At 66.7% G+C, this 7,185-nt stretch carries 6 protein-coding genes and 1 pseudogene; 3 read left to right on the top strand and 4 right to left on the bottom strand.

Annotation, left to right across the window (positions count from 1 at the left end; genetic code table 11):
- Positions 1 to 147 (top strand): annotated as a pseudogene (locus VNW74_RS26980) (class I SAM-dependent methyltransferase); the annotation flags it as partial.
- 10 nt (positions 148 to 157) lie between these two features.
- Here VNW74_RS26980 and msrB read toward each other — a convergent pair.
- From msrB to VNW74_RS26960, 4 genes are all read right to left on the bottom strand, one after another.
- Positions 158 to 574 carry a peptide-methionine (R)-S-oxide reductase MsrB gene (gene msrB / locus VNW74_RS26975; RefSeq protein ID WP_325682560.1) on the bottom strand — a complete coding sequence of 139 codons (417 nt, stop codon included), beginning with the start codon at positions 572 to 574 and terminating at the stop codon, positions 158 to 160.
- A complete protein-coding gene (gene aftC, locus VNW74_RS26970) occupies positions 571 to 1,893 on the bottom strand; it encodes an arabinofuranan 3-O-arabinosyltransferase (RefSeq protein WP_325682558.1) in 1,323 nt (440 codons plus the stop codon). Before aftC ends, msrB begins: the two co-directional genes overlap by 4 nt.
- 18 nt (positions 1,894 to 1,911) lie before the next feature.
- On the bottom strand, positions 1,912 to 3,489 hold the full coding sequence (locus tag VNW74_RS26965) for an alpha/beta hydrolase (RefSeq protein WP_325682556.1): 1,578 nt from the start codon (positions 3,487 to 3,489) through the stop codon (positions 1,912 to 1,914).
- A gap of 62 nt (positions 3,490 to 3,551) precedes the next feature.
- A complete protein-coding gene (locus tag VNW74_RS26960) occupies positions 3,552 to 4,334 on the bottom strand; it encodes a pyrimidine reductase family protein (protein WP_325682554.1) in 783 nt (260 codons plus the stop codon).
- 204 nt (positions 4,335 to 4,538) lie between these two features.
- On the opposite strand from VNW74_RS26960, the gene fxlM reads away from it, so the two are divergent.
- On the top strand, positions 4,539 to 5,813 hold the full coding sequence (gene fxlM, locus VNW74_RS26955; RefSeq protein ID WP_325682552.1) for a methyltransferase, FxLD system: 1,275 nt from the start codon (positions 4,539 to 4,541) through the stop codon (positions 5,811 to 5,813).
- A 196-nt stretch (positions 5,814 to 6,009) separates the two neighbouring features.
- Positions 6,010 to 7,074, top strand: a complete 1,065-nt coding sequence (gene zapE / locus VNW74_RS26950) for a cell division protein ZapE (protein ID WP_325682550.1) — start codon at positions 6,010 to 6,012, stop codon at positions 7,072 to 7,074.
- Positions 7,075 to 7,185: the final 111 nt, after the last annotated feature.

Raw genomic sequence — 7,185 nt, 5'->3', positions numbered from 1 at the left:
AATTTCGACCAGATGCTAAAGCGCACTCCCGAAATGGCCGAGCAGATGAAGCCGGTGGCCGAACGGTTCCGGACCATCGAGCCGTGGCTGACCGACGGCCGCGCGCACGCTCCGTTCTGGGAAGTGCACGCCACCAGGGTTGACTAGGCCGACCGCGTCAGGAGCCGGCCGGCACCAGGCGCAGCGAAATCGAGTTGATGCAGTAGCGCTGGTCGGTGGGCGTCGGATAGCCCTCGCCCTCGAAGACGTGGCCGAGATGGCTGTGGCAGTTGGCGCACAGCACCTCGACGCGCGTCTGGCCCAGCGAGCGGTCGGGGCGCAGGATCACCGCGTCGGAGTTCGCCGGGTCGAAGAATGACGGCCAGCCGCAATGGGATTCGAACTTCTCCGTGCTGCGGAACAGTTCGGCGCCGCAAGCGCGGCACTGGTACACGCCTTCGGTCTTGGTGTCGGTGTACTCACCGACGAACGGGCGCTCGGTTCCAGCGCGACGCAGCACGTCGAACTCTTGCGGGTTGAGTTTCTTGCGCCATTCGTCGTCGCTGAGTTGCAGCTTTGGGGCGGAGGAAGTCATGCCTCCACGCTAGCGCGAGGTTGCGGAGGCGTCACCCAGGGCGGATCGATCCCGTCGTCCAGGCGGTTTTCGGCCTTGGCGTCCAAGTAGCGGAAGTAGAGCACGGTGAACACCACGATCAGCAGCAGCGACCAGCCGTAGGTGATCTTCAGGTAGTCCAGCGGCCGCCCGATGTACATCCAGTGGAGCAGCAGCCACTTGTCCATCGTCAGGAAGCCGTAGACGCCCAGCCAAGCCGGCCAGTTGCGAATCACTGAATTGGGCAACACCACCGTCATCAGGAACGGGAACAGCATCATCGAGTAGTAGCCCTGGGCCAGTGCCAGCACCAGCCACGACCACAGCAACAGCACACCCGACGATGTGGTGAACCAGAACAGCGGATCACGGGTCCGGTAGTAGCGATACAGCAGCCACAAGCCGCCGATGGCCAGCAGGGTGAACAGGATTCGCAGAAACAGGATCAGCCAGAAAGGCAGCCCGAAGTAGACTCCGTTGCCTTCGATCGAGCTGTTGAAGTAATCGCGGACGCCCAACGTGTAGGGCAGGGTGCGGGTGACGAAGTCCATCGGGTGGACCACCAGAGGCCATGCGGCCAGATTGAACGCCGCCGGCACCACCAGGGCGGCCAGCACTGCACGCCACTGACGGTTCAGGAACGGCAACAGCAGCAGTGGTAGCAGCACCGGCTTGACCACCAAAGCCAGACCGATCGCGATGCCGGCCCACCACTGATGCCTGACGCTGTTGGCTTCCGAACCGTCGAGCAGCCAGCGCAAGAACAACACCTCGAGCAGCAGGATGACGCCGTTGATGTTGGTGAAAACCAGTGTGCTCGTGACGGATTCGGTGCAGAACATCGCCAGCAGCAAGGCTGGGGCCGCCACCGAGGTCAGCCTGAAGTTGAACATCCGCAGCAGCACGTACCCGGCCAGCACGATGGCGGCGCTGTTGACCGCGACGAACAAGTAGCGCGACTCCGCGAACGGCAGATAACCGAAGGGCGCCATGATCAGCGTGCCGCCGGGCGGATACAGGTAGTGCGGGTCGACGTAGTCGAAATGCTCGTTGTAGATGTCCCAGCCGCGCCGGAAGTTCAGCACCGCGCGGTAGACCGGCTTGAAATCGTCGGTGATGTTGCCGTTGGCGGGCAACACGATGGTGCGGTGAATGACCGCCATGATGGCCAATGGCCAGAGAACCGAGCGCAGCACGGTGGCGGTGCCAGGCGGTGCGGTGCGGGGACCAAAGGTGGCCTGCGACCAATCCCGCAGGCTGCCACGAGTGGAATCAACTGCCGTCACCAGCGCACCGTACATGGGCGATTGCCCGAAGGATCAGGCGGGACAGTAGGTGTCGGTGGAGGGTAACTGGCCGCTGTCGAGGTAGCCGATCAACGGCGGGACCGCGCACGAGGAATAGATGCTGGCGCCGTGGCCGATCCCTTGCCACATCACCCGCTTGCTGGCCGCGGTGGCGTTGATGATGAGGGCGGCGGTGGCCAAGACGCCTTCCGACCCGACAATCGCGTCGTTCTGCACCCCCATCAGAAGCACGTTGACTTTCAGCTTCTTCGGTGGCTGCGGCGGCGTCGCGCTCGGCCACGACACGCATTTGACGAGATTGAGCGCACCGACGGTGCCGAACTGGGGGTAGAGCTTGCCCCAGGCGACCACGAGTTCCCGAATCCGGTCGGGAGTTGGGCGGTTGATCGCGTCACTGCACGAATTGACGAACTGCCCGTCGGTGCCGATGGTGCCCTCCGCCCGATTGATCAGGCCGGTCAGCAAGTTGGTGTCGCCGGAGCGGGCGTTTGCGAGCGCGGTGGCCACGTCGTTGGTGGTGCTGACGCGGTCACCGGTGGGGTAGCCCAGCGCGGTGCCGATAGCGTTGGCGAGCGAGGCTACCGACACACCCGCAGGGCCGTGGCCTGCGCGGGCGTCGGAAATCAGCGAGTTGACGGCGCCTTTGGGGTCGGGGCCCAGGGGACAGTTCATCGCGGCGCACTGTGCGGCGAATGCGTCCAAGGCTGCCTGCTGGCCTTTGACCTGTTGCTCGGCGGCGGCCTCGGCGCCCACCCCCAAGGCGATCGGCGAATCGAGGACCAGCCTGGCGACCTTGTCGGGATGCGAGCTCGCGTAGGACAGCGCCACCTGGGCGCCGTTGCCGATGCCCATCAGCGCCAGCGCGGGTACGTCCCAGGTACTGCGCAGCCGCTCGATGTCGGTGGCGGCGTGGGTGTCGTCGTAGGCGGAGTCGCCGGGCGCGATGGTGTCGGTGCAGCTGGTCGTGGCGTTCTGCACGATGTCCGCGAGGTTGGCGACCGGGTCGTTGCCGGACTCGAACTGCGACTGGTCGCGTATCTCCTGGCGGTCGAACTGGTCGAGGCAGTCCACCGGGGTCGACATGCCTATGCCGCGGCGGTCGATGGCGACGATGGGGTGGCTGCGCAGCACGTCGGCGCCGGCGCGGGCCAGCCATACCGGCAGTTGCAGCGACGACGGCAGGTCCGAGCCGGTGGTGAAGACCAGCGGGCCGGCGTCGGCCGGAGTCTGGGCCGAGCGGGCGCGCACCACACCGATGCTCAACGTCCCGGCTGCGCCGTTGACGGGGTCGAGGTCGGCGTCATAACTTGCGCAATCCAGGTTGACGCCGGGTGCTGCGGGGACGGCGGCATCCCCAAACTCCTTGGACGTGCAGTCATGCCAGGACAAGTCGTTCTTGGGCGCGGCGATCGGCGGCGGACCACCCGGCGGCTTCGCCGTAGTGGCCTTTCCCTGCGGCCGCGCGCCCGAATTGGTGGCAAAGCGCGGGTTGGCGGCCAATCCCGGCGCGCAGCCGGCCAGCAACCCGGTCACCACGACCAACGACGTGGCGATTGCGGCGTGCCGGCTCATGCCGACCACAGTAGCCATTCCAGCCCGATACTCAGGCTTAGGTTCGGTTGCCTGACTCCCATTCCCGGCCGGCATCGTCGTCAGGCCTTGACATAGCGGGTGTACAGGTAGCCGTCGTCGTCGGTGAGGATGTGCGAGGGGCGCATGCCGGTCAGCACCTGCCCCGGACCGGAGGCGATGCGGGCGCCCTGGCCGCCCACCAGGCTCGGCGCGATCGTCAGGCACAGTTCGTCGAGCATGTCGCGCGCGACGAACGAGCCGAACAGCGTCGGACCGCCTTCGGTCAATACCCGGAACAGGCCGCGGTCGGCCAGCGTCGTGAGCACGGCGGCTTCGTCGACTTGCGCGGGGTCGTCGCCCGAGCAATCGACGACCTCCGCGAGGCCGGCTAGTCCGCGCTGCGTCTGGTCGGTCGCCGCCCCGCAGGTCAACACCAGCGGTGGCACCTCGGTGCGGGTGAACACCGGCATCTCCCGGTCCACCCGACCGGATCTGGTCACGATCGCCAGCTGCGGCACTTCACTCTGCCCGCAGGCCTGGCGACGCTGGCGCTGCGCGACGCTCGGTCGCGCGCCCGAATAGCCCTCGGCCCGCACCGTACCCGCGCCGACCAGAATCACGTCGGCGAGCTCGCGCAGCAGGTTGAACACCGCCCGATCGCCGGGTCCGCCGAGTCGACCGCTCACGCCGCCGACGGTGGCACCACCGTCCAGGCTGGCGATGAAGTTCGCCCGAAGCCAGGTCCGGTTCAGCTGCGCCGGATAGCCGTAGAGCTCGGGCAGTTCGGCGCCGTCGAGGTCACGGACCGAGCCCAGCAGCCTCAGCTGCATCCCGCCGGCTTGTTCGGCGGCAAGGTCAGGCATGCGCATTATCAGGAGACCGTAGCGCGCAGACCCCGGGCTTTAGCCCTGGGGTTAGCGCGTCAAGTTACCCGTGGACGGCTCCCCATGCGGCGTCGCCGCGAATGTCGGTGCCAATTGTCCGACGCACTGGTCGGCCACCGGGCCGGACGATGACAGAGCAACCGACCGATTCCAGTTGCTTTTGGTCACCTCGCAGCCGTCCGAATGGGATCCCGCTATGAACGGCTGGGGCCGAAGATACTGGTGGCTGTGGACGGCGTGCGTGCGGATTTACAGCAGTTACGGGATCAGTTGGTTGATGGGCTCCGGCAGGCGGGGCATGTGTCCAGCGAACGGGTGACAGCGGCGCTGCGCGCGGTGCCGAGGCACGTGTTTGTGCCCGGGATCGAGCCGGAGCGGGCCTACCGGGATGAGGCGTTTGCGATCAAATATGACGAGGGCGGGCTTCCAGTCAGCTCCTCATCACAGCCCGCGATCATGGCGAGAATGCTGGACCAGCTCGACGTGCAGCCGGGACAGCGCGTGCTGGAGATCGGGACGGGCACTGGCTACAACGCGGCGCTGTTGGCCCACCTGGTCGGCGAGACCGGCGCGGTGGTGTCGGTGGACATCGACGCCGACCTCGTCACAGACGCCCGCGAGCGCCTGGCCGCGTGCGGCGTTTCTCAGGTCACCGTCGGCTGCGGGGACGGCGGTCTGGGTTGGTCTGAGCACGCCCCCTACGACCGCATCATTGCCACCGTGGGGGCGTGGGACATTTCACCAGCGTGGGTGGCCCAGCTCGCCCCACAGGGTCGGTTGGTCGTTCCACTCGACCTGCGAGGCCCTCAGCGCTCGATTGCCTTCCAACCGGTCGATAACCATCTGGAAAGCGTCTCGGTGGTCTTCTGTGGGTTTATGCGTATGCGCGGCGCGTTCGCCGGTCCCGAATCGATCCACCGGCTCGGCCCCGAACGAGGGGTGTTACTGGGGCTGGCCGAGCAACGTCCCATCGACGCCGACGGTCTCTATGCAGCGCTGGCCCGGCCAGGTGTGGACGTGCCCAGCGGCGTGCGTGTCACGCTCAACGACGCACGGCACGGCCTGGGCCTATGGCTGGCGCTGCACGAACCCGCCATAGCCGGGCTCTCGGCGATCGGCGCGGCAGCAAATCATGGACTGGTGCCTGCGCTGATCGAATACCCTGGCCGCGGCGCCGCTACAGTCGCGCTGGTCGGAACCGACGCGGTTGCCGCACTGGTCCGCCTCGGCGACGAGCAACCGTTCGAACTCGGTGCCCGCCCTCTCGGCCAAGAAGGTCATCGCCTCGCGCAGCGCCTTGTTGGACACATTCACGATTGGAACGCCCAGGGGCGACCCGGCACCGCCGGGCTGCAGGTTTCTGCCTATCCACGCGACAGCGATCACGCCGCGATCGCAGATGCGGATAGCATCATCGAAAAGCGCTATACCCGACTGGCGCTGAACTGGGCATCGTGATTGCGTCTTACCAAGCGAATCCCAAACGAACACGCACCGGCAGCCCGTCGGCAATTATTCTCACTACAGGGCAGCTATTCGTTTCACTCCTTGGCGCACCGCCCAGCGCCAACTCTCCTCGCTTCTCAGCTTGCGTCCCAGGTCCGCTTCGATAACTTCGGTAGTCGAGGACCAAAACAAGCAATAGGGTGCCTGCATGCACGGCCCCACTCCCGCCGATGCCACCGGCGGGGTGGCTCATCTGGTCGATCGGCGGCCCCCGGTGTCGCCCGAGCGGCTGATCGCCCAGCTGACGCCGCCGCCGACCTTCGCCGAGGCGAGCTTCGCGAGCTATCACCCCGACCCGGCGGAGCCGACGCAGTCCGCCGCCGTCGCGGCGTGCCAACAATTCTGCTTGCAGGCCGTCGAGCGCCGCGCCGGCCGCAAGAAGCTCTTCGGCAGGCGCGAGGTTGTGCCGGGCATCGGGCTGTACCTCGACGGTGGTTTCGGTGTCGGCAAGACACACCTGCTGGCCGCGGCCTACCGGCAGCTGCCCGACGATTTGCCTGATAAAAAAGCCCACCCGAAGGCGTTCGCGACGTTCATGGAGCTGACCCAGCTCGCCGGGGTGTTCGGCTTCGCCGAATGCATTGACCTGCTAGGGCATTACACGCTGTTGTGCATCGACGAGTTCGAGCTGGACGACCCCGGCAACACGACGCTGGTATCACGGCTGCTCTCCCAACTCGTCGAGCGCGGTGTGTCGGTGGCCGCCACGTCCAACACGCTGCCCGAGCAGCTAGGGGAGGGGCGTTTTGCGGCGCAGGACTTCCTGCGTGAAATCAACACGCTGGCAGCAATTTTCACCGTCGTCCGGATTGAGGGGCCGGACTACCGGCACCGCGACCTGCCGCCTGCGCCCCAGCCGCCAACTGACGAGCAAGTCGCCGCGCGCGCCGCGACGGTTGCGGGCGCGACCCTCGACGACTTCGACGCACTCTGCGCCCATCTGGCCACCATGCATCCGTCGCGCTATCTGACGTTGATAGAAGGCGTGACGGCGGTGTTCCTCACCGGCGTGCATGCCATCGAAGACCAGAACGTGGCACTGCGGGTGGTGGCGTTGACCGACCGGCTCTATGACGCCGGCATCCCGGTGCTGGCGTCGGGGGAGAAGTTGGACCGCATCTTCGGCGAGGAGATGCTGGAAGGTGGCTTCCGGAAGAAGTATCTGCGGGCCACGTCGAGGCTGCTGGCGCTGACGGCGGCTGTCAACGCCTAGGCGAGTCGCGTCACCGGCCACCGCCGCCGCCACCGCCGCCGCCGCCGCCGCCAAATCCGCCCCCACCGCCGCCGATACCGCCGCCGCCGATACCGCCGCCGCCAAATCCGC

The organism is Mycobacterium sp. (assembly GCF_035570115.1).
Lineage (GTDB): Bacteria > Actinomycetota > Actinomycetes > Mycobacteriales > Mycobacteriaceae > Mycobacterium.
This window is presented reverse-complemented; position numbering and strand designations above follow the sequence as displayed.

Excerpts from the sequence above, each read along its gene's own strand:
- aftC (WP_325682558.1), bottom strand. The coding sequence starts at position 1,893 with ATGTACGGTGCGCTGGTGACGGCAGTTGATTCCACTCGTGGCAGCCTG.
- zapE (WP_325682550.1), top strand. The coding sequence starts at position 6,010 with ATGCACGGCCCCACTCCCGCCGATGCCACCGGCGGGGTGGCTCATCTG.
- msrB (WP_325682560.1), bottom strand. The coding sequence starts at position 574 with ATGACTTCCTCCGCCCCAAAGCTGCAACTCAGCGACGACGAATGGCGC.
- VNW74_RS26965 (WP_325682556.1), bottom strand. The coding sequence starts at position 3,489 with ATGGCTACTGTGGTCGGCATGAGCCGGCACGCCGCAATCGCCACGTCG.
- fxlM (WP_325682552.1), top strand. The coding sequence starts at position 4,539 with ATGGGATCCCGCTATGAACGGCTGGGGCCGAAGATACTGGTGGCTGTG.
- VNW74_RS26960 (WP_325682554.1), bottom strand. The coding sequence starts at position 4,334 with ATGCCTGACCTTGCCGCCGAACAAGCCGGCGGGATGCAGCTGAGGCTG.